Annotated in this window: 26 protein-coding genes; 8 read left to right on the plus strand and 18 right to left on the minus strand. The window is 50.5% G+C overall.

The genetic code is table 11. The annotated features are described in order from the left end of the window. The 10 genes from JU82_RS08940 to gltB all read right to left on the minus strand — a co-directional run. The coding region (locus JU82_RS08940; RefSeq protein WP_037949577.1) for a tRNA-dihydrouridine synthase at window positions 1-865 on the minus strand (865 nt) is incomplete at its 3' end. A 49-nt stretch (window positions 866-914) separates the two neighbouring features. After that, window positions 915-1940 (minus strand): hypothetical protein, encoded by a 1026-nt coding sequence (locus tag JU82_RS08945; protein ID WP_037949579.1) that lies wholly within the window; start codon window positions 1938-1940, stop codon window positions 915-917. 12 nt (window positions 1941-1952) lie between these two features. Continuing rightward, entirely contained in the window at window positions 1953-2306 is a 354-nt protein-coding gene (dksA, locus tag JU82_RS08950; RefSeq protein WP_037949580.1) for an RNA polymerase-binding protein DksA, read from the minus strand. 9 nt (window positions 2307-2315) lie between these two features. After that, window positions 2316-2774 carry a 23S rRNA (pseudouridine(1915)-N(3))-methyltransferase RlmH gene (locus JU82_RS08955; RefSeq protein WP_037949582.1) on the minus strand — a complete coding sequence of 153 codons (459 nt, stop codon included), beginning with the start codon at window positions 2772-2774 and terminating at the stop codon, window positions 2316-2318. 64 nt (window positions 2775-2838) lie between these two features. Continuing rightward, a complete protein-coding gene (locus tag JU82_RS08960; RefSeq protein WP_037949584.1) occupies window positions 2839-3414 on the minus strand; it encodes a thiamine phosphate synthase in 576 nt (191 codons plus the stop codon). Continuing rightward, window positions 3414-4256 carry an acetyl-CoA carboxylase, carboxyltransferase subunit beta gene (gene accD / locus JU82_RS08965; protein ID WP_037949586.1) on the minus strand — a complete coding sequence of 281 codons (843 nt, stop codon included), beginning with the start codon at window positions 4254-4256 and terminating at the stop codon, window positions 3414-3416. The genes JU82_RS08960 and accD overlap by 1 nt, the downstream gene beginning before the upstream one ends. Continuing rightward, window positions 4253-4672, minus strand: a complete 420-nt coding sequence (locus JU82_RS08970; protein WP_294892706.1) for a hypothetical protein — start codon at window positions 4670-4672, stop codon at window positions 4253-4255. The genes accD and JU82_RS08970 overlap by 4 nt, the downstream gene beginning before the upstream one ends. Beyond that, complete coding sequence (locus JU82_RS08975) at window positions 4605-4922, minus strand: hypothetical protein (RefSeq protein WP_037949589.1); 318 nt, start codon at window positions 4920-4922, stop codon at window positions 4605-4607. Before JU82_RS08975 ends, JU82_RS08970 begins: the two co-directional genes overlap by 68 nt. Next, window positions 4922-6304: a glutamate synthase subunit beta gene (locus JU82_RS08980; protein ID WP_037949591.1), complete on the minus strand. Its 1383-nt coding sequence runs from the start codon at window positions 6302-6304 to the stop codon at window positions 4922-4924. Before JU82_RS08980 ends, JU82_RS08975 begins: the two co-directional genes overlap by 1 nt. Window positions 6305-6310: 6 nt before the next feature. Further along, on the minus strand, window positions 6311-10744 hold the full coding sequence (gene gltB / locus JU82_RS08985; protein ID WP_037949593.1) for a glutamate synthase large subunit: 4434 nt from the start codon (window positions 10742-10744) through the stop codon (window positions 6311-6313). 180 nt (window positions 10745-10924) lie between these two features. Here gltB and recO point away from each other — a divergent pair, with 180 nt between their 5' ends. Continuing rightward, complete coding sequence (recO, locus tag JU82_RS08990; RefSeq protein WP_037949594.1) at window positions 10925-11542, plus strand: recombination protein RecO; 618 nt, start codon at window positions 10925-10927, stop codon at window positions 11540-11542. Between the two features lie 72 nt (window positions 11543-11614). Then, a complete protein-coding gene (locus JU82_RS08995) occupies window positions 11615-11863 on the plus strand; it encodes a hypothetical protein (protein ID WP_037949596.1) in 249 nt (82 codons plus the stop codon). Between the two features lie 6 nt (window positions 11864-11869). On the opposite strand, the gene JU82_RS09000 is transcribed toward JU82_RS08995, so the two are convergent. From JU82_RS09000 to JU82_RS12035, 5 genes are all read right to left on the minus strand, one after another. Next, a complete protein-coding gene (locus JU82_RS09000) occupies window positions 11870-12274 on the minus strand; it encodes an Rrf2 family transcriptional regulator (RefSeq protein ID WP_037949598.1) in 405 nt (134 codons plus the stop codon). After that, the gene (locus JU82_RS09005) at window positions 12274-12717 is read right to left on the minus strand and encodes a DUF4395 domain-containing protein (protein ID WP_037949600.1); all 444 of its coding nucleotides are present in this window, start codon (window positions 12715-12717) and stop codon (window positions 12274-12276) included. The genes JU82_RS09000 and JU82_RS09005 overlap by 1 nt, the downstream gene beginning before the upstream one ends. Window positions 12718-12849: 132 nt before the next feature. Further along, window positions 12850-13218 carry a response regulator gene (locus tag JU82_RS09010; RefSeq protein WP_037949602.1) on the minus strand — a complete coding sequence of 123 codons (369 nt, stop codon included), beginning with the start codon at window positions 13216-13218 and terminating at the stop codon, window positions 12850-12852. Then, window positions 13215-14540: a methyl-accepting chemotaxis protein gene (locus tag JU82_RS09015; RefSeq protein WP_037949604.1), complete on the minus strand. Its 1326-nt coding sequence runs from the start codon at window positions 14538-14540 to the stop codon at window positions 13215-13217. Before JU82_RS09015 ends, JU82_RS09010 begins: the two co-directional genes overlap by 4 nt. A gap of 1 nt (window position 14541) precedes the next feature. Further along, window positions 14542-16440: an ATP-binding protein gene (locus JU82_RS12035; protein ID WP_294892711.1), complete on the minus strand. Its 1899-nt coding sequence runs from the start codon at window positions 16438-16440 to the stop codon at window positions 14542-14544. A 201-nt stretch (window positions 16441-16641) separates the two neighbouring features. Between JU82_RS12035 and JU82_RS09025 the strand changes: the two genes are divergently transcribed. The 3 genes from JU82_RS09025 to JU82_RS09035 all read left to right on the plus strand — a co-directional run bounded on the left by JU82_RS09025 (window position 16642) and on the right by JU82_RS09035 (window position 18301). Then, window positions 16642-17154 (plus strand): rhodanese-like domain-containing protein, encoded by a 513-nt coding sequence (locus JU82_RS09025; protein ID WP_037949606.1) that lies wholly within the window; start codon window positions 16642-16644, stop codon window positions 17152-17154. Window positions 17155-17264: 110 nt separating this feature from the next. Next, window positions 17265-17906 carry a phosphatase PAP2 family protein gene (locus JU82_RS09030; protein ID WP_037949608.1) on the plus strand — a complete coding sequence of 214 codons (642 nt, stop codon included), beginning with the start codon at window positions 17265-17267 and terminating at the stop codon, window positions 17904-17906. Next, on the plus strand, window positions 17903-18301 hold the full coding sequence (locus JU82_RS09035) for a diacylglycerol kinase (RefSeq protein WP_037949609.1): 399 nt from the start codon (window positions 17903-17905) through the stop codon (window positions 18299-18301). Before JU82_RS09030 ends, JU82_RS09035 begins: the two co-directional genes overlap by 4 nt. Here JU82_RS09035 and JU82_RS09040 read toward each other — a convergent pair. From JU82_RS09040 to fliP, 3 genes are read right to left on the minus strand one after another with little or no spacing between them, the layout of a single operon-like run. Further along, entirely contained in the window at window positions 18288-19658 is a 1371-nt protein-coding gene (locus JU82_RS09040) for a hypothetical protein (RefSeq protein ID WP_037949611.1), read from the minus strand. The genes JU82_RS09035 and JU82_RS09040 overlap by 14 nt on opposite strands. Beyond that, window positions 19655-20770 (minus strand): tRNA (uridine(54)-C5)-methyltransferase TrmA, encoded by a 1116-nt coding sequence (gene trmA, locus JU82_RS09045; protein ID WP_037949612.1) that lies wholly within the window; start codon window positions 20768-20770, stop codon window positions 19655-19657. The genes JU82_RS09040 and trmA overlap by 4 nt, the downstream gene beginning before the upstream one ends. 12 nt (window positions 20771-20782) lie before the next feature. Then, window positions 20783-21490, minus strand: coding sequence for a flagellar type III secretion system pore protein FliP (fliP, locus tag JU82_RS09050; RefSeq protein WP_037949619.1), 708 nt, complete (start codon window positions 21488-21490; stop codon window positions 20783-20785). A 142-nt stretch (window positions 21491-21632) separates the two neighbouring features. On the opposite strand from fliP, the gene glmU reads away from it, so the two are divergent. The 3 genes from glmU to JU82_RS12255 all read left to right on the plus strand — a co-directional run. After that, window positions 21633-22943: a bifunctional UDP-N-acetylglucosamine diphosphorylase/glucosamine-1-phosphate N-acetyltransferase GlmU gene (gene glmU, locus JU82_RS09055; protein WP_037949615.1), complete on the plus strand. Its 1311-nt coding sequence runs from the start codon at window positions 21633-21635 to the stop codon at window positions 22941-22943. Further along, a complete protein-coding gene (gene coaBC, locus JU82_RS09060; RefSeq protein WP_366921374.1) occupies window positions 22937-23695 on the plus strand; it encodes a bifunctional phosphopantothenoylcysteine decarboxylase/phosphopantothenate--cysteine ligase CoaBC in 759 nt (252 codons plus the stop codon). The genes glmU and coaBC overlap by 7 nt, the downstream gene beginning before the upstream one ends. After that, on the plus strand, window positions 23641-23828 hold a 188-nt coding region (locus JU82_RS12255; protein WP_366921375.1), incomplete at its 3' end, for a phosphopantothenoylcysteine decarboxylase. The genes coaBC and JU82_RS12255, both read left to right, overlap by 55 nt.

Genomic DNA, 23828 nt, shown 5'->3' on the forward strand with positions numbered 1-23828 from the left:
TTGCCGATGCACCCTCGTACCCTTTTGAGTAGGTATGAACGTGTTTGCGGAACGTCACGACGCCGCGTGCGCCGTAGAAGCGTACCATGCCGTCAAGATGTTCCATGATGATCGCGTGTTTGATCAGCGGATCGACGGTAGCACTTCCGGTTTTGAGCTGATGAAAAATCCACGGCGCACCGACGGCACCGCGTCCGATCATGATGCCATCAGCCTTCGTATGCTCCAGTACCCATTGCGCTTTTTCGAACGAGTCGATGTCCCCGTTGGCGATAACGGGGATGCTGAGGGCGGCTTTGATCTCACCGATCGCGTCGTAGTCGACGGGGGCTTTGAATTTTCCCGCACGGGTCCGGCCGTGCACGGCCAGAAAGTCAGCGCCGCATTCCTGAACCAATCGGGCGATCTCGACGTGGTTTTTCGATTCGAAGCCGAGGCGGATCTTGACGCTCAAGGTCGATTTGTTGGAGGTCTTCTTGATCGTCTCGATGATTTTGGCCATCTTTGGAAGGTCTTTGAGGAGAGAGCTCCCCGAACCGTGGCTGACAACCTTCGGTACCGGACAGCCGCAGTTCAGATCGATGATATCGATGTCGTCTTGGGTATTGAGAACTTCGACGGCGCGGCGGACGATCTCTTCGTCGGCTCCCGCTATCTGTACCGAATACGGATCTTCATTCGGGCTGCGTTCGAGCATTTTGATCGTTTTTTGTGACCCGTACGCAAGCGCATTGGAGCTGATCATTTCGCTGACGGTCAGATCGGCACCGAATTTTTTGACGACGTTGCGAAACGGCAAATCGGTATAGCCTGCAAGCGGTGCCAAAGCGTAAACGGGCGTATCAAAAGAGAGTTTGGGAGTCATCGGAAATTACCTTAAAAAAGAGGAAAAGAGCGGAAAGGTTCCGCTCTTATTAATCACAACTTCTACGGAGAAAAATGGCGATATCGTAGTGTCTATTGGCTTTTTTCAAATCGCGGTATGCTTTGAAAATCTGGTATTCGTCGTGCGACGTGTTGTTGAGTATCTCATTGGCCGCATCGTTCATTTGCAGATCGTACAGCGTATAAAGGTATCCTTCCATCGCATCGTCGTTGTTTTCGCTCAACATCTCGAACAAACGGATACGCTGTTCAGGCACCATGTTTTTCGCCATGGCTTCGGAAAGGTCCAACCAATCCATCCCCTGAAGTTTCAAAGTATTGAACAGCGTTACGAGTTCGTCGTTGGAAATCTCGATACCGTTCTCGGCCGCGTTGATCCGCTGAACAAAATCAAGAAGCGACGCTTTCGAAAAGAAACGTTTAAATTTCAAAATCGATCCTGTCGATGCCGTTTTGACGTACGATTCAAATGCTTTGGCACACACGACGTCACCGTAGCTGTCAGGACGTGAAAGGACCGCATCCGCATCGATTTCGCCCCGTTCCAGGCGGTTAAGATTGTTTTGGATCACAATCGATGCCATCGCGGGGAGGTGAAACTTCTTGATATCGACTTTTTTCTTCTCTTTGACGTCGCGCATCAATTCGAGCGCTTCGTCAATTTTCTCATTCCCGATCGAACGGAGAGTTTCATACGGGAGAATAAGGCTGTTGTCGATCAGTTTTCCCATCAGTTTGTAGGCATCGCTTTTATAAACATAATTGCGTTCACCCGTTCCGAGCAGAGAATCGCGCAGAGAATCGATCATTTTTTCGTGGTCTTTGCCCAAACGTCGGAGTTTGAAATTGCCCACCAGCGCATACACGCCCATGTGCAACAAACTGGCAATGTACATGATGATAAGAGGTACTACGACCCAAAAAGCGATCGGAAGGTTCGGAAAATGCATTCCCAATAAATCGAAAGATACCGAATCGCTGTTGACGCTGTAAGCGGCTGCCGCCACCAATATCATCAAAATAAACGATGCCAGAGTGTAACGTTTAAGCTGCATTTTCTCTCCTACTTAGTGTTTATTTTTTTCGACGATAGGACGGCACACGATGCAATACTTGGCATGCGGCTTGACTTTCAGGCGCTGAAAGCCGATGTCGTCTTCGCACATTTCGCAAATTCCGTACTGTTTGGATTTGATTTTCGCCAAAGCGGCCTCAATTTCCTGAAGTTCCTGCATCTGTTGTGCACCGATGGCATTTTCAACCATGTTGTCGTTACTGACCGACGCGTAGTCTCCCTCATCATTGAGCTCAAGCTCACGCAGTTGGTTCATTTCACTTTCAACGCCCGTAATATTTTTAATGATCTGGGCTTTACGCGTCAACAATATTTCCTCGAAATACTGCAACTCATGATCTCTCATCAATGCTCCTCATTTGTGGTACGGATGGTTTGTTGCCAATGCATAGGCGCGGTAGATTTGTTCGAGCAATACAGCCTTCGCGATTTTATGACTCATCGTCATCTCCGAGAGGCTGATCGCCGCATCACACCGCTCTACGAAACCTTTTTCAAAGCCGTAGGCGCCGCCTATAAAAAATTGCAAGGCGATTTTATCACTTATAAGCTTACTAAATGCAAAACTATCCAGTTTTTTTCCGTCGGGATGCAACGCGATTGAATAATTTTTACCCAGCATCGGGGCCAAAAGTTTGGTATAAGCGGCCTGCGAGGCATCGGAACTGATGGTATGGGCTTTGGCAATTTCTTTGGGAAATAGTTCAATGTCCTCAACTTTCGCAAAGCGGGAGATCATTTTCATCTGTTCCTGATAAAGCGGATCATAGAGGGAACGCTCTTTTTTCGCAATCGTGACGATGGAAATATTCATAATTCTGCCTCGTATGAGGCAAGCTTCAGTGCCTCAGCGGCCAGCGTCGCCAAATGGGTTTTACTCATTTGGCGTTCTCATTAGAAATAAGTCCGCTGCCGATGACGTGATACGTCACGTGCTGAAACGTATCGTCTAGTTTGACTCCGCCGATAGCGGCAACGGGGTGTTTGGAAAGAGCCGCAATCGCATCGAGCTTTTTGCCTAATACTTTGGCTTCGGCTTTTGTCGACGTAGCCCGATAGGCCCCCAAACCGACATAATTGAGATCAAGTTCGTTGGCGATTGCGATTTCACGCTCGTTATGGGTGGAAAGGCCGATTATTTTGTCTGATCCGACGGAGAGTTTGAGAATCTTCAATGCCTTGAAAGGATCGCCGTGAATCGCATACAAATCTTCCTGCCCGATGTGTACCCCGTCACAAAAAGGGGCCAGCTCGTAATGGTCGTTGATGATCAGAAATCCGTCCCACAATCGGCGAAGCGTGATCAGATCGGCTTTGACTGCGGCGATGTCGGCATGTTTGTTACGGTATTGAATGACTTCCGCACCGAGTGCATTGGCCCGGTTGACAAAAAGGCTTAGATCAAGCCCGCGTTCTCGCAGCGTATCGGCGTCACACAGTGCGTATAGGCGCATTAGGGGAGAAGAAGGTTCAGCAGATCGCCGAGGGTATCTTTGAGTTCATCACGCGCGACGACCATATCGATAGACCCTTTTTCGAGAAGGAACTCAGCCCGCTGGAATCCTTCGGGAAGATCGCTGCCGATGGTTTGTTTGATAACCCGCTGTCCGGCGAATCCGACCAGTGCTCCGGGCTCGGCGATGATAATGTCACCCAGCGTCGCAAACGAGGCACTGACCCCGCCCATCGTCGGGTCGGTCAGAAGCGAGATATACGGAAGCTTTGCTTCGGCGAGTTTGGCCAGGGCCGCAGAGGTTTTGGACATTTGCAACAGCGAAAAAGTACTCTCTTGCATTCGGGCACCGCCGCTCGCACTGACGATGATAAGTCCCGTCCGTTTTTCAATCGCGCGATTGATGGCACGGACGATCTTTTCCCCTTCGACAGACCCCAAAGACCCGCCCATGAAGTTAAAATCGAAAACGACCAGCTGTGCCGGAGTTCCGTTGATCGTACATTCACCGCTGACAACCGATGAATAAGTGCCGTTTTTGGCATATCCCTCTTCGACACGGGCTGCATAGCTTTTTTTATCCACGAAATTCAGCGGATCGACCGGTCTGAGATTGCCATCGAATTCGACGAAGCTGCCCTCATCGGTGATAAGCGCCAGACGCTCCTTAACCCCGATACGGAGGTGATAACCGCATTTCGGGCATACATGATTTTGTTTTTCGATCTCTTTATAGTACATAAGTGACTGACAAGAGGGGCATTTTACCCAGTGTGAAGGAGCCTCGCTTTTCGTAGGCTGTTTTTTCTTTTCGGAGTCACCGAACAGGTTGAATAGACTCAAAAAATCTCCTTTTGTACAATCGCTAGAATACGTTCGAATACCTCTTTCTCCTGTGCTACAAGAAGAAATCTATCGTTTTGGAACGTGTGCAGATGGCGGCTCAAATAAAGACCCGCCTGGATATCGTATGGCCGCATTGTACCCAAAAATAGCACATAATTGACATAAGGGGCATACGCCAATGAAAGGGCAAGCGCTCCGGGAGAGCGAAATTTAAGCCCTTCATCGACCAATTGCTTCGCCAGAGCAGGATGGTTGGGCGACTTTTCAAAAAGACCGATTTTGGAAAACGGATTCGCCGCAACATCCTCTTTTTTGTCAGGATTCTCAAGCGACGCGCGGTAGTATTCATTCGCCGTGCGAACGAACAGATCGCCGTTGGCAAGATTGCACACAACAAGAAAGGCAGTTGTCACTTCCGTCTATGGGATCGAGGATAATGTTGATTGCGGATTTTGGGTCCATCCATCCCGCCTCTTCGGAAAATACCGAACCGTAGGAAGAGAGATGCCGATAGCAGATCGCTTCGGCTCTGAGATCGATGCCGCTGCTGACATCCCCTCCGAATCCCCGTTCATGCGAAGCAAAAAGTGTTGCCGATTCTTCATTGATGGCTTTACGCACCTCAAGACAGGCGGCTACGGCCGAATCAACAAATCCGTTCATCAACTCAAAAGCGATTTGATGATCGAACGTGCCGCTTCCCGGCCGTCATATGCCGCGGTTACGACCAGATCGGCACCGCGTTGGCAGTCACCGCCGGCATAAATACCCGGCGTAGTCGTTTCGAATTTCTCGTTCACTATGATGCCGCCCCAGCTGTTGACGCTGATACCGTTTTCCGCCAGGAACGGAGGAACGGACGGGTCAAAACCGAGTGCGAAGATGATGACGTCGGCATTGACTTTGAAATCCGCACCTTTGACTTCTTCCATTTTTTGACGGCCGCTTTCGTCTTTGGCACCGAGAACGGTTTTCGCCATATGAATCCCTACGGCTCTGCCGTTATCGCCCAGAACAACCTCTTTGGGTGAAGCGTGGAAAACGAATTCCACCCCTTCTTCGATCGCGTTTTTATACTCTTTGACCGATCCGGGCATATTGTGTGCGTCACGGCGGTAAAGACACGTAACATTTTTTGCTCCTTCGCGTCTGGCCGTACGGACACAGTCCATTGCCGTATCCCCTCCTCCGATAACGACGACGTCAAGGTCTTTGAAGTCGAATTTTTTATCGTACGAAAGGCCGAAGTTTTTACGCTGTATTGCGGTCAGGTATTCCATCGCGACATACACGTTTGATGCATTCTCACCGGCAATGTTTGCCGATTTTCCTTTGGTCGCACCGATTCCGAGGAATACGGCGTCGTGCTGATTGGCAATTTCGCTGAATTCGATGTCTTTGCCCACTTCGCATTCGCTAACCAGTTTCAATCCGGCTTCTTTGAGAAGTTCGACGCGGCGTTCAACGATTTTCTTGTCAAGCTTGAAATTCGGAATACCGTAGGTCAGAAGTCCGCCTGCGCGGTCGCTGCGTTCGTACATCGTCACCGCGATACCGGAGCGGAGCAGATAGGTAGCGGCAGAAAGCCCGGCAGGTCCCGAACCGATGATCGCGACTTTTTTGTCCGTTGTGATTCCCGGGAAATGGGGTTTAAGCCCCTGACGGAAACCTTCTTCGTTGATGAAGGTCTCGACCGAGCCGATCGTGATCGCTCCGTGTCCGTCGTTAAGAGTACAATCCCCTTCGCAAAGGCGGTCATGCGGACATACGCGTCCCATGACTTCCGGAAACGGAGAAGGTTCGTTGGAAAGTTTGAAAGCAAATTTCAGATCTTTTTCCGCTACCGACTTCAACCACTGCGGGATATAGTTGTGCAAAGGACATTTGTTCAGACAAAACGGATCGCCGCACTGAATACAGCGGTCGCTCTGCGCCGATGCATCGTTTTGCCCCATCTGCTCGTAAATCTCGTTAAAGTCTTTTAGCCGCTCGACAACCAGCCGTTTGCTGGGATCGATACGCTCAATCGTTAAAAATTCTCTCATAATGTATTAGTCCCCTTTATCAGGATTGAGTGGGAGTTTGGTTAAATTTTTCGGGCGTACGAGCCAGAAGTTACGGATCTCGACACGGAAATTTTTCAACAGAGCCTGTGCCATCGCGCTTTCCGTTTCGGAAACGTACTCTTTGAGAAGACGTTTAAGATAGTGGCGCGCCTCATCTCCGTCATCGGTATCGATACGCAATGCGTCGACCAATTCGCGGTTCACGTTTTCAACGAAACTGTGATCCTGATCGTACACGAACGCGAATCCGCCCGTCATACCCGCACCGAAATTGATCCCGGTTTTGCCGAGGATAACTACGACACCGCCGGTCATGTATTCACACGCATTGTCTCCGGTCCCTTCGACAACGGCCAAGGCACCCGAGTTACGGACGGCAAAACGCTCGCCGACCGAGCCGGAGATAAAGAGCTTACCTCCCGTCGCACCGTACAAGCAGGTATTACCGCCGGCGCTAAATGCTTCGCCCTGATTTTGTGATTTGATGACAATCTTACCGCCGTGCATCCCTTTACCGATGTAGTCGTTCGCAACCCCTTCAAGATGGATAGAGACACCGTTAATCAAAAACGCGCCCAGTGCCTGACCGGCGATCCCTTTGAGCTGCAGACGGATCGTATCCGATTTAAGACCGGCATCACCGTAGTACGACGCGATTTCACCGCTGATGCGGGCGCCGAAACTGCGGTTAAGGTTACAGATATCGCGGGTAATGCGGATCGAACGTTCAGGATGTTTGATCGCGTCCATCGCTTCGACAAGCACTTTTTTCTCAAATTCGTTCGCATCGAACGGCTCGTTGGAAGCTGCCTGGCAGGTATCGACGCCCGGTTCGCGGTGCAAAATGTCGCTGAAATCGAATTTTTTGGCGAAATCGTTGTCGACGACGCGAAGAAGATCGCTTCGTCCGATCATCTCTTCCATCGTACGGTAACCCAGCTGCGCCATGATTTTACGCACATCCTCGGCCAAATAGGTGAAGAAATTGATTAGCTGATCAACCGTTCCGGTGAAATATTCTTTGCGAAGTTTTTCATTTTGGGTTGCAACCCCGACCGAACATTTATTGACATGACAGATACGGAGCATCTTACATCCGATAATCGTAAGTGCACCCGTACCGAACGCATAGCTTTCAGCCCCGAGCAATGCCGCTTTGACGATATCGGTACCTGTTTTCAGCCCGCCGTCGGTTTGTACGTGGACCAAACCGCGCAGATTGTTGGCTTTGAGGGCATTATGGGCTTCGGAAAGACCGAGTTCCCACGGGTTCCCCGCAAATTTGATCGATGTCAGAGGCGCCGCACCGGTACCGCCGTCGCCGCCGGAAATAATGATCTTGTCGGCATATGCTTTGGCAACACCCGCAGCAATCGTACCGACACCCGCGGCAGAAACGAGCTTGACCGCCACTTTCGCATTCGGATTAACCTGTTTCATGTCGAAAATCAGCTGTGCCAAATCCTCGATCGAATAGATATCGTGATGCGGAGGCGGCGAAATAAGAGTAACGCCCGGCGTCGTATGGCGCAGGCGGGCGATCAGACCGGTTACTTTGTGACCCGGCAATTGTCCGCCCTCGCCCGGTTTAGCCCCTTGGGCTACTTTGATCTGAATCTCTTCGGCACTGCGCAGGTACGCCGGAGTTACCCCGAAACGTCCCGACGCGACCTGTTTGATTTTTGAGTTTTTAAGGGTTCCAAATCGAGCGGAATCTTCACCCCCTTCACCCGAGTTGCTTTGTGCGCCGATGGTGTTCATGGCGACCGCCAGACACTCATGCGCTTCGGGAGAAATGGACCCCAAACTCATTGCGGCGGAGGCAAAGCGTTTGAAAATCGCCTCTTTCGGTTCAACTTCGCCGATATCGATCGGCGCTCTATCCGATTTGAACTCGAAGAAATCACGGATAAATTTCAGTCCGCGGCCGTTGACGAGCGCGCTGAGGCGGTCGAAGTCTTCCCGTTTGCCGGATTTGGAGACGCGGTGGATCGCGTGGATCACGTCCGGATTAAAATCGTGGTGTTCCTGACCGTTGTAAAACTTGTAGAAGCCGCCGATTTTCAGCGGGAAAATGCTGTTAAAGCCGGTATTGGCGAAGGCATCGTTGTGATTACGTTCGAGCCGCGCGTCGATGTCTTCGTACGAAAGTCCCGGAATCAGCACATGCGAATCCCCGAAACATTCTTCGACCATTTCGCGGCTGAGGCCCATAACGTCGAAAAGCCCGGAGTTACGATACGAACCGATCGTCGCAATCCCCATTTTCGACATAATTTTGAGCAGCCCGGAATTGAGCGCATGGTGCACCGATTTGAATGCTTCGGCGCAGTTCATCTCTTTGTTGTGCTCGTCGATGTTGGCCGCTACGGTAGCGTACAGAAGTGTCGGATACACCGCACTTGCCCCGTACGCAATCAGCGTCGCCGCACCGTGCGAATCGATCACTTCGCTCGTACAGGCGACAATCGAAGCAAGATGGCGTATTTTCTCATTCAGCAGCGCGCGGCTGATCCGTCCGACTGCCATCAGCATCGGAATTGTTTTGTGTTCTTTGTCAAATCCCGAATCGTCCAGAATAACGATGCGAACACCCTCTTCCCGTACCGCTTTGACAACTTTATCGACTAACGCTTCCAATGCCGGCTTCAAAGCCCCTTTGTACGCCGTCGAGAATGTCTCGTTAGCGTAGAAAGTTTCGTAACGCGGAGAGTTTTTATCTCCGAACGATTTGAGAACGTCGAGCTTTTCGCGCGTGATGATCGGCGACGTCGCTTTAAGGCGATGCGCATGCGAAGGGATTTCATCGAGTATGTTGTGCGTTTCACCGAATCCGGTGTTAAGGCTCATCACCACTTTTTCACGGATCGGGTCGATCGGCGGATTGGTCACCTGCGCGAAACGCTGCTTGAAATAGTCGCTGAAATTGCGCTGTACGTTACTGAAAGCCGCCAGAGGGGTGTCATCCCCCATCGATCCGACCGCCTCTTTGCCGTCGCGCATCATCGGCTCGATCACCTGCTCGACCACTTCCTGAGTAATGTTGTAAAAACGCTGGCGCTCGATCAGATTGATGCTATCGTATTCGCAGCGGGTAACGTATTGCTCTTCCACATGTTCTTGCAGATAGATCATGTGATCGTTCAGCCATTTCATGTACGGATTGGAGCTTTTGAGGTAGTCATTGATATCGTCGTCTTTCAATACTTTCCCGAATTTCAGATCGAGTCCGATCATTTGTCCCGACTGCAGACGCCCGCGTTCTTTGATCTGATCTTCGCTGATATCGATAACCCCGTATTCGCTGGCGATCAGGAGCGTATCGTCGTGGGTTATGATGTATTTGGAAGGGCGAAGACCGTTACGGTCAAGGACACATCCGATGTAACGTCCGTCGGTCAGGGAGAACGCTGCGGGACCGTCCCACGCTTCGAATACGGTTGAGTGGTATTCGTAAAACGCTCTTAACTCAGGGTCCATATGCGGAGCATTTTGCCACGGTGCCGGGATGACGCCGCGTGCCGCTTTAAAAAAGTCCATTCCGTTGATAATCAAAAACTCGAAGAAGTTGTCGGCACTCGCACTGTCCGAACCGCCCGGCTGGAGAATCGGCAACAAACGCTCGATCTCTTCGGTCGTAAACACATCGCTTTTGATCGATTCGGATTTAACGGCAACGTTAAAACGGTTCGCTTCGACCGAGTTGATCTCACCGTTGTGAGCAACGGCGCGGAACGGCTGTGCCAAACGCCATTTCGGAAGCGTATTGGTCGAGAACCGCTGATGGAAAAGAGCAAATGAAATTTTGAATTTTTCGTTTTGCAAATCAGGATAGAACTCTTTAATATGGGTTGGCATAATCAACCCTTTATAAGAGATGACGCGGCTGGACATTGACGCGATGTAGAAATCTTCGTCGCCTACCAGTTCATGCTCGGTCTCTTTGCGGCTGAGATAGACCAACGCATCGAACCGCTGTGACGCCATCAGCGAGTTCGGGGTAATAAAGATATGGTGGATTTCGGGCAATGTTGCGAGGGCCTGTTCGCCGAGTGCATTGGTGTCCACCGGTACGATCCGGTCCAAAACCACTTTTAGATCATTATTGGCACAGATTTTCGTCAATGTCGCCAACTGGGATGCGTCACGGGTAAAGACAACCGCCACGGCATACATTTTAGGCAATTCAACATCCAGTTCAGCGGCAGTAGCGCGCATAAACTCACGGGGAAGCGACAAAAGCAGTCCGCTTCCGTCTCCCGTTTTACCGTCTGCCGCAACCGCTCCGCGGTGCATCATACGCTCAAGCGCAGTGATGGCATTTTCCAGATTTTCATGGGAAGGACGGTTTTTGATATTGGCGATCAAACCGAATCCGCAGTTATCTTTAAATGATCGTAATAGGTCTTTGTATTCCACTCTAATCGTCACCTTTCACCGGAATTTTCGGCAAATTGTTATTTTTTAATCTCTTTTTAAACATAAGTAGTTTATATGAGACAAAATTTTCTAAATTATACAAATCATTAGGTTAAAAAAGGTTAAAATGGCGGCGGATTCAAGAAGAATTCGAATATTCTGTGTAGAGTAGAACCAAAAATGCAGGGCTTTATCATCAAACTTACCCGTGCGCGGGAAGAAGATACGATTGTCACCATAATAGCCGAGGAAAGCTTACAGACGCTTTACCGTTTTTACGGTGCACGCCACAGCCCTATCAATATCGGGTACAAAATCGATTTTGAAACGGAGCATTCGCTCAAATCGTCTATCGGACGCCTTCGGGATGTGATCCATCTGGGCTACCCGTGGCTGACCCGGTTTGACCGGATACGCCTTTGGCAGCAGTTTATTGCGCTGTTTCATCCCCATCTCAAAGACGCTGAGGATATCGGCAGTTTTTACTTTACCCTGCTTGAGGATGCCGCATCCCGATGGAACGATCAAAATCCCAAGCGGGTTGCCGTCGAATCGTATGTACGATTGCTCGAGCATGAAGGACGCCTGCACAAAGAGATGCACTGTTTTTTCTGCGACGCGCCGATTGAAGGGGATATTTCCCTGATACGCGCTTTTTTGCCTGCCCACAAAAACTGTGCTCATACTCTTTCTATTAACATCAAAGGGCTTGAATGGCTTTATGCACACGGTTCGACCCTCTTTTTGGATGACCGCGAAATCGAACGCCTGTGGTATGTGATTAATGAAGGGCTGTAAGGTCCAGCCGTTTTCAGACATAGGCACGCGATTTGCTTGTAGATAAACATAATTAGAATAAAAGAGTTTTCCATGCGTAAAAAAACCGTCAGAGATACGATACTGGACCGTTATTCACCCTCCGTAAAGATTGAAGTGCGTCCAACGTATACCACTCCCTCGACACGAGGTGCGACTCTTGAAGAGTTTTATCGCGAAGTCGATGCGAAACATACTCAGAGTTTCAAACATCAATACCTGATAAAAGACGCTTCCGAGATCGAATCGATCATGCGCGATAACCGAAAACTGATCGAGGCCAAGCGCGCCCGGATGAAATAAGAAAGACTAAATATCGTAGTGATAGGGCTGATATGCCTGATCGATTTCGGAGAGTTTCATTCCGAACAGTTGACGCATCTTCTCTTCGATATCTCCCCAGAAGTATTCAAGAATCAGGCTTGAGCCCACATTGCCTTCTATTTTGTAAAAGGGGCCTTCCAACGCTTCGATAATCTCTATCACCTCAATTTCGTGGGCTTGACGCGAGAGTTTGTATCCTCCGCTGGCACCGCGCGTACTACTGATCAGATGGTTCCGACGCAGCATCGACAACAGCTGTTCCAGATAACCGTGCGAAATTTTCGTCATGGCGGCAATTTCCCGAACCTGCATCGCCCTTCCGTAGGGCGCATGGGAGAGCACATGCATCGCGGCAAGCCCGTAAATCGCCTTGGAAGAGAGCATCGCCATTACAAAAATCCTTTCGGATATATTTTTTTTGCCAGATGGTATATCTTGCAGGCAATGCAATATCCGAACAGCAGATCCAGTGCCGCGCAAAACAGATAGATTGCCGCAGTGACGTTGACGAGCAAAGGGATCTGCAGAAGATGAAATAACGCCATCGCCGCAATAAATCCGACACCGAACAATGCGGCCAGACGTTTGGCTCCGACATCTTCCATTTTTTCGGGAAGGGAAAAACGGCGTTGAATCCACAACGATGCGTTCTGTACCGGACTAAGATGTTTGAGTCCGTACAGTCGAAAAAGAAAATCGGCAATCAACACCGCCAAGATGACCAGCGAGTGGGTCATCATATATCCGACGACACCGCTCATGATAAACAATGTGTTGATGCGGGTAACCGTTGCATCTACTTGACGAAATAAGAGCGGGCATTGCTGAGCCATAGCGACTCCTTATTTTTTTACGCCATAGTAAAATAATATTTTCTTATTGTCAAGTATCCATACCGTTTTAATAAGGATTAAATTGCGGGCAAAAAAAAGGGAGAGGCGCTGCCTCTCCCTGCCGAGATGATCTTACTTGCCGGGAATCAATTCACGCACTTTCTTTTCCACCGCGGCCAATGACTCGAACGGCTTGAGGATATAGTGGTCTGCCCCGATCTTGTGGCTTTGGAGCACTTTATCGAGTGTCGAATAGGCCGTCATCATAATGACGACGCATTCGGGATCTTTGGCTTTGATCTCTTCAAGCACGCTCAAACCGTCTTTTTGCGGCATCATGATATCGAGCAATACCCCATCATACTCGCCCGGGCGAAAACGGTTCAGTGCGTTCAGCGGGTTATCGATATAGGATATCTTGATGTCTCCCGAGCGCCCAAGCGCTTTTTCGAGCATCATCCCGATGGATGGTTCATCGTCTACAATCATCAAACGGATCATTGGTCACCTCCAAACAAATTATCAATCGCATGTTCCATCAAATCTTCGGTTTTTTCCGCCACCAGAATATCAAGCGCTTCGAAAACGCCGTGGCTTGCTTCTTCGATCTTTCGGATCCGCTCTTCGATCTGAGTGCGAGAACAAAGCTTTTTGCCGTCTCCGCAATCCGCGATCAGGGCATTGGCTTGGGTATGTACCATACCGTGCGGAGCTTCAAGGCGGCTGTACGATTTCAGATGCCCAAACTGCTCTTTTCCGACACCGCTGTCGTACCATTTGCCGAGGCGGCAGGTATGATGATCGACCGGTTTGAAATCGCTGTCCTGACCGAACAGGAAAGCGTACACGTTGTTTTTATAAATCACGTGGTCAATTTTCGCAAGGTTGCTGAAAATGTAGTTGCTGATGTCCATGATTTCGTAGACGCTGCGCGAAGCGTTGCGCTGGAACGTTTCCATCTGTCCGCCCATCATGGAGACGTCGTCTTTCGTCTCGGATACGATTCCCGACAATTCGGCCGTCGCCGTTTCGATCTCGCTGGTGTCCTGTGTCATCGACTGAATGACGATTTCGATCTCTTTCGTCGCTTTCTGTGTCCGTTCGGCGAGTTTTCGCACCTCGTCGGCAACAACGGCGAACCCTCTGCCGTGTTCGCCTGCACGAGCCGCTTCGATGGCGGCATTCAGAGCCAGCAGATTGGTCTGATCGGCAATGTCTTTGATCAGCGCCACGACGTTGGAGACTTCATGCGAACGGGACACGAGATTCGACGTCGTCGCCATCGTCCCCTCCATCAGCTCGGCCAGTTTGCCCATGCCTTCGTCAACCTCGTTGGCCAGCCGAAGCCCTTCACTCGACCCTTGCGCCGTCTGCCGCGACTGTTCGGTCATGTCTTTGAGTTTTTCGAGAATATCGATAAACACTTTCTGCGTCGCGCCAAGAGCTCCTTTGATGCTTTTTTGATGCATCTCGAGCAATCCCCCTTCCTCGCCGCTGACGGTCGAGGATTTATGCAGAATAAACCCTTTGACTCCGCCGCTGAGACTTTTTTGGACGACGTTGGCTTCGCATTCTCCGACGATAATCTCGTGCGCTCCTTTGACCAGCTCCCGGACAACGGCACCTTTATCTGTTATCGATTCTGCGGCTCGGGTATTAAAAAAAAGCGGTTCGTCATTCTCATCGATCACAATCACCGCTTCGTTATCGCTCAATGCGGCAATCTCTTTGTACAATGCCAGTTCAGCGGACAGTATGTCCCGTTCTACCCGAAGTAAATCGGCCTCTTCTTTGTACCTTCTGGCTTCATTTCCAAAAAACATTTTACTCCTTCTCCTCGTAGGTTTTTAATACGATTTCAAATGCCGCACCCTGATTTTCATTAATGGCGCGTATCTCTCCGCCGTGTTTATCGATAATCGCTTTGGCAACGTTCAGTCCGATTCCCATGCTCTTTTTCTTCTCTCCTCCGACGGCAAAATCAAACAGTTTTCCCAATATGGATTCAGGAATTCCCCCCGCGTTATCGGCAATTTTGATCTTGATATCGTTGGCGTTGCAGGCAAGCGATATGTCCAATCGACGTGCTTCGTACGGTATTGTACCCTTTTCAAACTCATCCAATGCATTATTAATAATAATTATCCATACTTGTTCCAGACGCGTCGATATTCCCATCGTTTTACACGAGGATGAATCGTATCGCGTATCATACGAAAACGTCTCGCCGTTGATCGTAATCGGGACGATGTGTTTGGACCGGTTCATCACGATCCGAAGAGCATAAATAAGCGTCATATGCAGGTTGCACGGACGCATCTCTTCTTTCCCCGTTCCGGCGAATTCGTACATCGATCCGACGATCAGCTCAATCCGTTTGATCCCTTCTTCAATCGGCTTGAATAACGTTTGCGCATCCGACACTTTCTCTTCGCATTCAAGTTTCAAGAGTTCGAGGTTTCCTTTGATGTAGGTGATCGGAGTATTAATTTCGTGAGTAATGGCCGCGGCAAGCCGCCCTACGCTCATCAGTTTGGCATCGCTGAGTTTTTGTTCTTTCAGCTTCTCGAAATCGGTGACATCGACAAAGTAGAGAATATGGTACTCATCGTCCGGAAGCATCGGATTGGGCATCGACGCCGCGTGCAGCGTAAAATAACGTTTGTCATGCCCGGGACGGGATAAAACAGCCCGTCCGTCGAGTTTTCCCTGACGATACAATGCAAAAATACGTTCCAGCGTTTTCTTGGGCTTTTCCTGCTTCAAAAGGATCGGAACAAGCTGTTCATTCTCTTCGCGAAACCAGTCGCAGGTCTTGTGTGCGGCGAAGCAATCCTCGCTCCCGCTGTATCCTCCAAGCTCGAAAAAATTCCGGTTGACGGTAATCGCTTCGTATCGGTAATTGAAGAGAACCGCCGGCGACGTGTCATAGTCGATAAGCTGTTTCATACTGGACAGAATCGCCCGGTTCATTTCGCTCATGTCCTGCCCGATAAAAACGATCTCTTCAATCTCCCCGTTGTGGTCGACAATCGCATAGAGGGTCGTATCAACCATCAGCCTGTTGCCGTGCAAATCGAGAAACTCGATGATACCGCGGTATATTTCTCCCGATTTGAGTTTCTCTTGCACCAGCGTGCGCAGAAAAAGGCGAAAGCGGGAGGAGATAAACCGGAACCAATGAATACCGATCATCTCATTGATCGATTTACCCAGTTTTCCGGCCAGCAAGTCGTTAATTTCGAGGATCATTCCGTTACGATCCAATTGTGCCGTAAAAGAGGTTTTGGAAATCGCACCGTACATCAGTTGAATATGTTTCAACGCCCGCTGGGCTTCCTTGGCGTAAACCGACTGGCGAACCAGCCGTTCGGCCACCGTTACAACCGCACTGCTCGAGAGGGGCTTCAGCAGATATTTGTCAACTCCGACATCGATAGCCCGTAAAAAAAGATCGCTTCCGTGGGCGCTGGAAATGACAATCGTCTTGATTGCGGGGTTTTCGGCTTTGCTGATCGAAATGATGTCAAAAGTTTCCAACGTCGTTCGGCGGGGATGAAGAACCAACAAATCGATGCCGCTGAAAAAACGGGGCATGACGCTTTGGATGCTCAAACGGCAGCCGAGCGATTCCAATCCGTCCGCAAACGGGTCCGGTTTCAACAGTTCGCCGCCGTCCGGTTTCCAATCGGTGACATACACAATATGTATATTTTCTAACATACCCCATCCTGCCGATCCGTATCGGCTGAAAACTATTCGTAAGTAACATAAATAATAAATAGTAATTTTTTTTTATAATGATACCTGAAAAAAATCACCAAAAAATCACCTTTCGTCTTTCGTATTGATGAACTTTTCATCTGTGTGTAATCTTTTTCCGATACAATCACCCAAAATTTATTAGCCCTAATGGAATGTATTATGAAAAAAATGCTGTTGGTACTACTCGCCTGCCTCGCTTTGAGCGCAGACGATGTTTACGAAGGGGATCTTAGTGCTACCGAAGCACACGAGATGCAGAAAAAAGGGGAAGCGATCATCGTCGATGTCCGCACGACTCTCGAATTTATCTATACGGGACACGGTGAGGGCTTCATCAACATCCCCGCTTACGAGTGGACCTATGTTCCCAAGTCGGTTGAAGAACGGGTCAAAAGCGCCGAATACGAACTTAAATCGGATAAAGTCAAAGGGCATGTCGAAATCCAGAAACTCTACGATGCCAAAGAGGTATTCAATAAAAGTTTTGTCAGCGACGTCATGAAAGCGATGAAGCTGCGCAACGTCGATTCGGTCATTCTCGTCTGTCGCAGCGGCCCGCGGTCGAAAGCGGCAGCGAACCTGCTTGCCAAGGAAGGGATCAAAGCCTACAATCTCGACAACGGGTTCATGTTCGGATGGAAAGATTCGAAAATGCCGTGGGACGGGTTTTAACCCCCTCCCCATTCCCGGTTCTCTTACCTTTTTTGCTCTTCTTTAGTTTCCCGCGATTATCCCGATCTTTAAGCATTCTTCAGTACCATGTTTGAAAAGAAGGGGTGAATATGAATTTTAATGCCAGGATGACTCCCGATGAGCGTTTGATCATTATGGCCGTATTGATCGGTGCCCTTACCGCTCTAATTGCCCTGACACTTGCCATGCGTGCGGGACACATGACACAGGTGGATCAAACGCTCCTAAGCGGATTTCATAAAATCAAACATCCGGTTCTCGATCACTTTTTTTCGTCGATCACGTGGCTGGGCTCCTTATGGATTCTCCTCCCCGCGTATCTTCTGCTGGTGCTTACCCTTTCGGGTACGTTCGAACACATCGAGCGGGTCATGGGGATCGGATTTTTCGGTGCGGTCATCACGACATACGTCATCAAATATGCGCTGGAGCGCAAACGCCCCCATTTTTTCTCTACGATCAACGAGCTTCCCATCGATCCCGCCTTTCCCAGTGCCCACACCACGCAGATCATAGCCTTTAGCCTGCTGCTGTGGATCGTCGTATACAGCGGAGCGTCCATCGGAAACTTCATCCTTACCTTGACCCTTATTGGGGTCGCGGCGAGCGTTGTCCTCTCCCGGATGTATCTGCAGGTCCATTTTCCCAGCGACGTTATGGCGGGGGCGCTTATCGCTCTGATCTGGGCCTGTATCGCGGTATTGGCAACCAAATCGGGAGGCGTATCGTGAAAAATAAATTTCTGGGGACGGGGGAACGCGGTTACCACCCCTGGCGAAAGTTCAAAATCATTCTCTCCGGCCTTCGGTTTGCCGTTATCTATGATTTCAGCGTATTGTACAAAATCATTCTCTCGGTGTTCGTACTGGTGCCTGTACTTATTTTCAGCGACAAACTGAACGCATCGCTGATCATTCTGGCCACCGGAGTTATGCTGGCGGCGGAAGTATTCAACACCGCCATCGAAGCGATGTGCGACTACATGGAAACCCGTTACAACGAAAAAATCCTGATTATCAAAGATATCGCCGCTGCCGCCGCGGGAATCAGCATCTTCGCGTGGCTGGCCGTTTTAGCCTTCGAAATAATCGGTTTGCTTCCCAGCCTCAAACTTATCGTCGGATAACGTCACTCTCTCTGACCCATAAATGCTCGTCTTCGCGGGTCGGCTGCCATACGCGGTTGACGAAATATCCCGTAATATGGACCCATCCGCCCGATGGCTCTCCTGCGGTAAACGATCGGCGGGCTTCCCACGTATCGACGGGTGCTCCGCCGGGGGCATTGTAGATCGACGCATTGGAAGCCATACGGTACGCTGACGATCCCGATTTCTTGGGAGCCGGTGACGGTGCTGCCGCCTTTTTAGCCGTTTGAACCGACGGAGCTTTGGTCTGTGACGGCGTATTTCGCACCGCAGCGGCGGCAATCACGGTGCGTTTGGGGTGCGCGGCCGGAGCAGCGGTTTTAAGCTTGGCAATCTGCGCCTCGGCCTGTGTAAGCTTCGCCTGCAGAGCTTTGATCTTTTCGGTCGATTCGACCGTTTTGGTGACGATCTTTTCCTGTATGACCGGACGATCTTTGTACACGACTTTTTCCTGCATCACGATCCGGTCTTTGTACACGACTTTTTCGACGACTTTCGGCGCACCCTTTTCGACAGAGCGGTCTTTGTACACGACTTTCTCTACGATCTTCTCTTTTACGATCTGTTTGGGCGCGCCGTGCTTAAGATTTGCGATTTCGGCACGGGCCGCATTCAGCTCGCGCTGCAACGCAGCGAGTTTTTCCGTCGGCTCGACTACTTTCGTGACCACTTTTTCATTGACGGGCCGGGGAGCGTTTTGCAACTGGGCGATGGCTGTATGCGCTTTGTCAAGTTCGCGTTGCAGCGCTTTGACTTTTTCGGATTCGCCTGTGGCAACGGTCGTTTTCGCTCTAAGCGGCTGCGCTGCTGCGAGCTGTTTACGCAGCTGCGTTATCTGCATGCGGGCCTCGTCCAAATCTTTGCGAAGTCCGGCCGGCGAACTTTTTTTCAGGTCGTTTTGAAGACGTGCCGCCTCTTCTTTGGCCTTGGCAAGTGCTTTGGTGAGGTTTTCTCTTTCGATTTTGCCGACTTTGATCGCATTGGCCTCTTTGGACAGCTGTTCGTTGCGCGATACTGCCGCACGAAATTGCTCGTCACGCGACGTAAGGGTTTTCTCCAGACTTTGGATCACCCCTTTTTTGCGGGAAAGTTCCTGCTCTATCTCTTTGGTGCGTGTCTTGAGCTGCTTAATCTGTGTAACGTTGTCTTTGATTTGTGCTTCAAGGTTCGAAATGCGGGTCTGATACCCTTTGATTTTGGGATTGGCATCCTTATTCTGCCGACACTCTTCGTACTTCTGGCGAAGTTTGGCGACATCGCCTAGAACGGCATGGCTCTCTTCGGCCGCACCGTAGAGATATCCGGCGGCGATCAAACTGAGTAAAAATGTTTTCATGCGACCCCTTTTTTCACCAGTTTTACCCCCATCTCGAGGTGATGGGTATAAGGAAACTGGTCAAACGCCGCCATCGCCGTAATCGTATGGGTTTTTGAAAGCGCTTCAAGATCGCGTTGCAGCGTTTCGGGATTGCACGAAATGTACAGCAGATGATCGAATCGCGCCGCGAATTCCCGCGCGGCGTCGTCCAATCCGGCGCGCGGTGGATCGACGAAAAGGGTTTTGAGGCGGTAGCCGTCCAGATCGATCCCTTCCATCCGGTTGAATACCCGAACCCGATCAAGCGCCTGCGTGAACTCTTCGGCACTGAGACGGACGAAATCGATATTCCCGACACCGTTTAGCTCCATGTTCTGCTTGGCCGCATGGATTGAGGCTTTGGATATCTCGGTTGCCAATACACGCTCAAATTTGGAGGCAAACGGGATCGTGAAATTCCCCGCACCGCAATAGAGTTCGAGCAGATCGCCGCCGATCCCCTCCAACTGTGACAAAGACCACTCGACCATCTGTTCATTCACTCTTGGGTTTGGCTGGGTAAAACTGTTCTCGATATGGACATAGCGGTAATCACGCCCCGCGATATGGAGGTTTTCGGTGATGTAATCGCGCGAAAGGACGAGCTTTTGTTTGCGGCTGCGGCCGATGACATAAACGCCGAGACGTTCCTGTAACAGCGCAGCTTTGGCTTTCCACTCCTCATCCAGAGCCTTATGGTACAAAAGACTGACCAGTATCTCGCCCTCGCCCGACGCAAGAAAATCGACTCCGAACAGTTTATGCCCGATCCCAAGATCGGAAATTGTGCCCAAAAGACGCTCCATCACCGATGCGATCACGGGTGAAACGATGCCACACCGCTCGATTTTTACCGCTCCCTGACGATCAAGGCGGTTCATCGCATACGATATCCCCTCATCGTCATGATAAATCTTGAATTCGGCACGCGACCGAAATCGCTCATCGGGAGAGCGGAAAACCGCAATCTCGCCCTCATACAGCGGCGTGAAAGATTCGCGGATTACGGATACTTTGTGATCCAGCTGTCCTTCGTATCCGCTTTCATAATCACGGCAGCTGCCGCATATTCCGAAATAATTACACTGCACTAAAAACCTTTTTTATTTGACGCTGGCGATCAGGTTGCCGATAAGGAGGTTCCATCCGTCTACCATAACAAAGACGAGTATCTTGAAGGGCATCGAGATCATGACGGGCGGCAGCATCATCATACCCATTGACATCAGGATCGAGGCAACGACCATATCGATGACGAGAAACGGCAAGAAAAGCAAAAATCCGATCTCGAACGCCGTTTTAAGCTCACTGATGACGAACGCGGGAATCACGATGGTCAGAGGAACTTCTTTGATGGATTGGGGATTTTCCATGTGCCGTATCCGTAAAAACAGCGCCAAATCCTTTTCGCGGGTATTGCGCACCATGAAGTTTTTAAACGGTTCAGTCGTTTTTTCAAACGCTTCATCGTAGGTGATCAGCTCTTCGCTGTAGGGTTTGATCCCCTCATCGTAGGCTTTGGTCGCGACGGGTTCCATGACGAACACGGTGAGGATCAGGGCAAGCATGACGAGCAGCTGAGTGGGGGGAACCTGCTGCGTTCCCAATGCCTGACGCAAAAATCCGAACACGATGACGAAACGGGTGAACGTCGTCATGACCAGCACGAGGCTCGGTGCGAGGAAAAGAACCGTCAAGACGAGGAGGACGTTGAGCGAGCTCACCACCTCTTCGGGTGTTTCGGGAGCCGTAAGATTGAAATTCATCGCAGGAACCTGCGGGTCAGCGCCCAACAGCACCAAGGGGATCATAAAGAGCAAAAAGACCAAACGACCCAAACCGCACTCCGCTATATTATGTGAATTCTTTTTAATGAGGCGATAATACCACAAACTAAGGGTGTATCTCGATTAAATTCTGATAAAATTGCATGAAATTATCACAGGAGCATTTATGTCCCATTCTCTCTCCATCGTCATTCTCGCCGCCGGAAAAGGGTCTCGGATGAAATCACCCAAAGCCAAGGTCCTCCACGAGATCTGCGGACGGGAAATGCTCTATTACAGTATCAAAGCCGCACGCGCGATCACCGATGACGTCATCGTCGTCGTCGCCCACCAGAAAGAGGCCGTCATTTCGGCAATGGAACGCCATTTCGACGGCATTACGTTTGTCGTTCAGGATGCGGACAATTTCCCCGGTACGGGAGGAGCGATGATGGGGGTAAATCCCAAATACGCCGATGTCCTCGTCCTCAACGGCGATATGCCGCTCATCACCCAAGATTCCATCGATCGTTTCCGCAACAACGAAGCCGACATCGTCATGTCGGTCATTACCCTCGACAACCCCAGCGGATACGGACGCGTCGTCATCCGTGAGGGCGAAGTGGAACGGATCGTCGAGGAAAAAGACGCTTCGCCCGAAGAAAAACTGATCCAAACCGTCAACGCCGGAGTGTATGCGTTCAAACACAACGTCCTCAAAACCTATCTCCCGCGCCTCACGAACGCCAATGCGCAAAGCGAATACTATCTGACCGACATTATCGCCCTCGCACGCGCCGACGGACTCTACATCGCTCCGATCGATGTTCTCGAAGAGGAGTTCAAAGGGGTCAATTCCAAAGCCGATCTCGCCCATGCCGAAGAGATCATGATGGATCGCATCCGCCGCAGCTGGATGGATGCGGGCGTCATCATGCAGCTGCCGAATACCGTTTACATCGAAGAAGGGGTACGCTTCGAGGGCGAATGCATCGTCGAAAACGGTGCACGCCTCTGCGGCAACACCCTCATCGCCAATTCCCACATAAAAGCCCACAGCGTCATCGAAGAGAGCGTCGTACGCGACTCCGACGTCGGCCCGCTCGCCCACCTGCGCCCACTGAGCGTGCTGGAAGCCACGCACGTCGGCAACTTCGTGGAAGTGAAAAAATCAACCCTTAAAGGGGTCAAAGCGGGACACCTGAGCTATCTGGGCGACGCTATGATCGATGAGGGGACCAACATCGGCGCCGGAACCATCACCTGTAACTACGACGGGAAGAAAAAATACCCGACAATCATCGGCAAAAACGTCTTTGTCGGCAGCGACTCGCAGCTTGTTGCCCCGGTCGAAATCGCCGATAACGTCATGATCGCGGCGGGTACGACGGTCACTGCGGGAACCTACGAAAGCGATATGCTGATCCTCAGCCGTACACCGATCCGAAAAGTCGCCGGATTCTTCACCAAATTTTTCGGCAAAGGCGATAAATGCTGATCCCTCCCACCCTGCTCGCGGGCAAAAAAATCCTTTTGGGAATCACCGGCTCGATCGCGGCGTATAAATCGCTCGAACTGGTACGCCTCTACATCAAAGCAGGTGCCGAAGTGCGGGTCGTGATGACCCCCGCCGCCAAAAAATTTGTACAACCGCTCAGCTTTGAAGCCCTCAGCCGAAACCGCGTGTTAGACGACACCAACGAATCGTGGGCGGATGATTTCAATCATATCAAGATTTCTCAGTGGGCGGATATCTTGGTCATTGCCCCCGTTACCGCCAACACGATCGCCAAACTCGCCAACGGTATCGCCGATACGATCCTCACCCAGTGTGCCCTCGCCTATCCGGGGATCAAACTTCTCGCCCCCTCGGCGAATACCAATATGATCCAAAATCCGATGATTCAAGCATCCCAAAAAATGCTCGCTATCGCTAATTATGAGATCATTGAGACCCAAACCAAAGAGTTGGCGTGTCAGGTCGTCGGGGACGGTGCGATGGCGGAGCCGATGGATATCTTTTTTGAGACGGCAAGAGTGTTGCTGAAAGATCCTTTTTGGGAAGATCGGCGTGTGGTTCTTACCGGCGGAGGGACGAGAGAAAAGATCGATGAAGTACGTTATGTCTCGAACTTTTCTTCGGGAAAAATGGCAAAAGCCATTGCTCTGTCTCTCTACCTCAAAGGTGCCGATGTGTGCTACATCACGACCAAGGCGATGCACTCCGTATTGCCAAAAAAGGGAAATTGAGCAAAGCTTCGCTTACGACCACCGAAGCGATTAAACTCATACAAAAACGCCCCTTTTTATTTATGGTCGCAGCTGTGGCGGACTTTACCCCTAAATTTCCGCAGCAAGGGAAACTCAAAAAATCGATGCTGGG

This window comes from Sulfuricurvum sp. MLSB, assembly GCF_000747095.1.
GTDB lineage: Bacteria > Campylobacterota > Campylobacteria > Campylobacterales > Sulfurimonadaceae > Sulfuricurvum.

Excerpts from the sequence above, each read along its gene's own strand:
- JU82_RS08945 (WP_037949579.1), bottom strand. The coding sequence starts at position 1,940 with ATGCAGCTTAAACGTTACACTCTGGCATCGTTTATTTTGATGATATTG.
- dksA (WP_037949580.1), bottom strand. The coding sequence starts at position 2,306 with ATGAGAGATCATGAGTTGCAGTATTTCGAGGAAATATTGTTGACGCGT.
- JU82_RS08955 (WP_037949582.1), bottom strand. The coding sequence starts at position 2,774 with ATGAATATTTCCATCGTCACGATTGCGAAAAAAGAGCGTTCCCTCTAT.
- JU82_RS08960 (WP_037949584.1), bottom strand. The coding sequence starts at position 3,414 with ATGCGCCTATACGCACTGTGTGACGCCGATACGCTGCGAGAACGCGGG.
- JU82_RS08975 (WP_037949589.1), bottom strand. The coding sequence starts at position 4,922 with ATGAACGGATTTGTTGATTCGGCCGTAGCCGCCTGTCTTGAGGTGCGT.
- JU82_RS08980 (WP_037949591.1), bottom strand. The coding sequence starts at position 6,304 with ATGAGAGAATTTTTAACGATTGAGCGTATCGATCCCAGCAAACGGCTG.
- recO (WP_037949594.1), top strand. The coding sequence starts at position 10,925 with ATGCAGGGCTTTATCATCAAACTTACCCGTGCGCGGGAAGAAGATACG.
- JU82_RS08995 (WP_037949596.1), top strand. The coding sequence starts at position 11,615 with ATGCGTAAAAAAACCGTCAGAGATACGATACTGGACCGTTATTCACCC.
- JU82_RS09000 (WP_037949598.1), bottom strand. The coding sequence starts at position 12,274 with ATGGCGATGCTCTCTTCCAAGGCGATTTACGGGCTTGCCGCGATGCAT.
- JU82_RS09005 (WP_037949600.1), bottom strand. The coding sequence starts at position 12,717 with ATGGCTCAGCAATGCCCGCTCTTATTTCGTCAAGTAGATGCAACGGTT.
- JU82_RS09010 (WP_037949602.1), bottom strand. The coding sequence starts at position 13,218 with ATGATCCGTTTGATGATTGTAGACGATGAACCATCCATCGGGATGATG.
- JU82_RS09015 (WP_037949604.1), bottom strand. The coding sequence starts at position 14,540 with ATGTTTTTTGGAAATGAAGCCAGAAGGTACAAAGAAGAGGCCGATTTA.
- JU82_RS12035 (WP_294892711.1), bottom strand. The coding sequence starts at position 16,440 with ATGTTAGAAAATATACATATTGTGTATGTCACCGATTGGAAACCGGAC.
- JU82_RS09025 (WP_037949606.1), top strand. The coding sequence starts at position 16,642 with ATGAAAAAAATGCTGTTGGTACTACTCGCCTGCCTCGCTTTGAGCGCA.
- JU82_RS09030 (WP_037949608.1), top strand. The coding sequence starts at position 17,265 with ATGAATTTTAATGCCAGGATGACTCCCGATGAGCGTTTGATCATTATG.
- JU82_RS09040 (WP_037949611.1), bottom strand. The coding sequence starts at position 19,658 with ATGAAAACATTTTTACTCAGTTTGATCGCCGCCGGATATCTCTACGGT.
- fliP (WP_037949619.1), bottom strand. The coding sequence starts at position 21,490 with ATGATCCCCTTGGTGCTGTTGGGCGCTGACCCGCAGGTTCCTGCGATG.
- glmU (WP_037949615.1), top strand. The coding sequence starts at position 21,633 with ATGTCCCATTCTCTCTCCATCGTCATTCTCGCCGCCGGAAAAGGGTCT.
- coaBC (WP_366921374.1), top strand. The coding sequence starts at position 22,937 with ATGCTGATCCCTCCCACCCTGCTCGCGGGCAAAAAAATCCTTTTGGGA.